Source organism: Streptomyces sp. NRRL B-24572 (assembly GCF_002156145.1).
GTDB lineage: Bacteria > Actinomycetota > Actinomycetes > Streptomycetales > Streptomycetaceae > Streptomyces > Streptomyces vietnamensis.
This window is the reverse complement of sequence record NZ_MWIG01000730.1, coordinates 1-2,621: the sequence shown is the minus strand read 5'-3', so window position 1 is coordinate 2,621 and position 2,621 is coordinate 1. Positions and strand designations below refer to the sequence as shown.

The following is a 2,621-nucleotide window of genomic DNA, read 5'->3' as shown; positions in this document are numbered from 1 at the left end:
CCGGCCGGCAGCGCCACGTTCACGGCCCCGCCCTCACCGGCCCCCGCCGCGCCCGTCTCCTCCGGCCAGCCCGTCTGCGGGAACAGCGTCCGCGGATGCTCGTGCAGCGAGACCGTCAGAACCCGCGGGTCCTCCCAGAACGCCGCCTGCACCCCGTCCCCGTGGTGCACGTCCACGTCCACGTACGCGACCCGCTCCGCACCCAGTTCGAGCAGCCGGGCGATGGCGAGCGAGGCGTCGTTGTAGATGCAGAAACCGGAAGCCGTCCCCGGCATGGCGTGGTGAAGTCCACCGGCGAAGTTCACCGCGTGCGCGGCCTCCCCGCGCCAGATCGCCTCCGCCGCCCCCACCGACTGCCCGGCGATCAGCGCCGAGACCTCGTGCATCCCGGCGAACGCCGGATCGTCGACCGTCCCGAGCCCGTACGCCTGGTCGGCACGGCGCGGATCCGCCGAGGCCGCCCGCACCGCCGCCACGTAGTCCTCGCGGTGCACGAGCCGCAGCGTCGAGTCCCCGGCCGGCTTCGCCGCCACCACGTCCACCGCCCGGTCGAGCCCGTAGGCCCGCACCAGCGACATCGTCAGCGCGAGCCGTACCGGATCCATCGGGTGCTCGGACCCGAAGTCGTACCGCGTGACAGCTTCATCCCACATCAACAGTGCGCGGCTGCTCATACCCGCCACCGTATCGGGCCTCTCGCGCACCGAACGACGTGGCGTACACCACCGTCACCAGGACCAGCGCCATCGGCACCACCATGGCCCCCCGATAGCTCCACGCGTCCCCGAGCGCCCCCACCAGAGGGGACCCGACGAGGAACCCCACGTAGTTGAAGACGTTGAGCCGCGCGACCGCCGCGTCACTGGCCCCCGGGAACAACCTCCCCGCCGCGGCGAAGGTCTGCGGCACGATCACGCTCAGCCCGAACCCGAGCACCGTGAACCCGGCGATGCCCGCCCAGGCACCCGGTGCCGCCGCGACCGCCGCGAACCCGAGCGCCGCGAGCACCGCCCCCACCCGGACGACCACGACGGCCCCGAACCGCCGCACCCCGAGGTCCCCGACGGCCCGCCCGAGCAGTGTCGTCACCATGTACGCGTTGTACGGCACGGTCGCCAGCTCCTCCGAGCTGTGGAGCACGTCCTGGAGGTACTTGGCGCTCCAGTTGGAGACCGTCGAGTCCCCGATGTACGCGAAGGTCATCACCAGACAGAGCGGCAGCAGCACCTTGAAGACGACACCGCTCCCCTTGCCCTCCCCCGCCTCGACCGTCCCGGAGTCCCCATCGGCCACGTACCACCGGCTGCCGACGAACGCGACGGGCAGCAGCACGGCCACCACCGGCAGGTACGACACGAACAGCGACAGGTGCCAGTGCGCCCCCACCCAGGCCAACGAGGCCCCCGCGATCCCGCCGAGGCTGTACGAGGCGTGGAAGCCGAGCATGATGCTCCGCCCGTACGCCCGCTGGAGGCTCACCCCCAGCATGTTCATGGAGGCGTCGAGCGAACCGACCGCGATCCCGAAGAGCCCGAGCGCGATCGCCGCGTGCCAGAGCTGGGATCCGAGCCCGACGGCAAGAAGCGCCAGGAGCACAAAGGGCTGCGCCCACCGCAGCACGACCGCGGGCCCCACCCGGGCGACGACCTTCTCGGTCGCCACGCTCGCCACACCCGCCAGGATCGGGACAGCTGCCAGGAAGGCCGGCAGCAGCCCGTCCGAGATGCCGTACTGGTCCTGGATCGCCGGTATTCGAGTCACGAGCAGGGCGAAGGTGACTCCCTGCACGAAGAAACTGACCGCCAGGGATCCCCGCCCACGCCTCAACCGCGCATCCGTCATGGCGGCACAGCGTACGGCCGGTAACTACCGATGGGTAGATGGATCACGTCTCCAAAATCGCGAGAAGCTCGTCCATCCCCCCGAAGAACCCCTTGGCCCCGCTGAGCTTGGCCTCCGGCGTCATCGCGGTGAACCCGTACACGTCCATCCCGGCCGCCAGGGCGGCCTGCACGCCGGGCCCGCTGTCCTCGACGACCACACACCGCTCGGGAGCGACCCCCATCCGCTCGGCGGCGTACAGGAACAGGTCGGGCCACGGCTTGCCGCGACCCACATCCTCGGCACTGAAGATCGTCTCGTCCCTGAAGTGGACGTCGAGCCCGGTCTTTCGGTGCCCGACCCGGATCCGCTCATGGCTCCCGGAGGAGGCCACACAGTACGGAACGCCGGCAGCGGTCAGCCCCTTGAGCACGTCCCCGGCCCCGTCCACGGCCTGCAACTCCGCCTGGAACGCGGCGAACACGCGCGCGTGGAAGACGTCGTCGAAGTCCGCCGGCAGCCGCTGCCCGCTCCGCTCCTCGACCAGCTCATGGATGCGATGCATGGCGGACCCCATGTAGTCCCGCACCGACTCCTCGTACGTGGTGGGGTGCCCTAGCTCCGTCAGATAACCGGCCAGCAGGGTGTTGGAGATGGGCTCGCTGTCCACGAGCACACCGTCGTTGTCGAAGATGATCAGGTCGTATCGCATGACCACAGCGTAGAACGCAAAAATGCCTCAACCCCCGGACAAGGTCCGGGGGTTGAGGCTAAAAATTGTTCGGCGGCGTCCTACTCTC

Annotated in this window: 2 protein-coding genes and 1 pseudogene; all 3 read right to left on the bottom strand. The window is 70.0% G+C overall.

Features of this window, described 5'->3' with window-relative positions; translation table 11 throughout:
• A pseudogene (locus CCN56_RS34660) lies at positions 1-674 on the bottom strand (acetoin utilization protein AcuC); the annotation flags it as partial.
• Positions 643-1,842: an MFS transporter gene (locus CCN56_RS34655; RefSeq protein WP_086831770.1), complete on the bottom strand. Its 1,200-nt coding sequence runs from the start codon at positions 1,840-1,842 to the stop codon at positions 643-645. The gene CCN56_RS34655 and the pseudogene CCN56_RS34660, both read right to left, overlap by 32 nt.
• Before the next feature lie 43 nt (positions 1,843-1,885).
• Positions 1,886-2,533, bottom strand: a complete 648-nt coding sequence (locus CCN56_RS34650) for an HAD family phosphatase (protein WP_086831771.1) — start codon at positions 2,531-2,533, stop codon at positions 1,886-1,888.
• Positions 2,534-2,621: the final 88 nt, after the last annotated feature.

Coding starts and splice junctions, on each gene's coding strand:
- CCN56_RS34650 (WP_086831771.1), bottom strand. CDS start 2,533: ATGCGATACGACCTGATCATCTTCGACAACGACGGTGTGCTCGTGGAC.
- CCN56_RS34655 (WP_086831770.1), bottom strand. CDS start 1,842: ATGACGGATGCGCGGTTGAGGCGTGGGCGGGGATCCCTGGCGGTCAGT.